The organism is Schaalia canis, from assembly GCF_003858455.1.
Lineage (GTDB): Bacteria > Actinomycetota > Actinomycetes > Actinomycetales > Actinomycetaceae > Pauljensenia > Pauljensenia canis.
This window is the reverse complement of sequence record NZ_RQZF01000054.1, coordinates 1-339: the sequence shown is the minus strand read 5'-3', so window position 1 is coordinate 339 and position 339 is coordinate 1. Positions and strand designations below refer to the sequence as shown.

Genomic DNA, 339 nt, shown 5'->3' with positions numbered 1-339 from the left:
CTGATTGGCGGGTGACGCCCCTTGATTTCGGTGAGGGTATCGCTGCTTTCCAGGCCGTGTACTGGGAGGGGAAGGGACTTACGCCTCCCCCACCCGAGCCTGTTGTAGAAGAAGGCGGTTTTATTCGTACTACGGCGCGAGCGTATGGGATTGTGGATGACACCTACATTATGGTGCGTATCGACCTTAAAAATGTCAGTGTTGAGCCGCCAAGTGAGGAAGAATTGCGTGCCTTGTGGGATGCTCAAGTCGCTAAAGTCCGCTACTTTAAAGCTATCGAGCGCAGTGAGGAAGTCCTGACCCCTCAAAGCGGACAAACAAGCAAGTGAGAAGTGAGAT

At 53.1% G+C, this 339-nt stretch carries 1 protein-coding gene; it reads left to right on the top strand.

Annotated elements, in window-relative coordinates:
• Positions 1 to 329, top strand: a 329-nt coding sequence (locus EII11_RS10395; RefSeq protein ID WP_165867175.1) for a hypothetical protein, incomplete at its 5' end; no start/stop codon positions are given.
• Positions 330 to 339 lie beyond the last annotated feature (10 nt).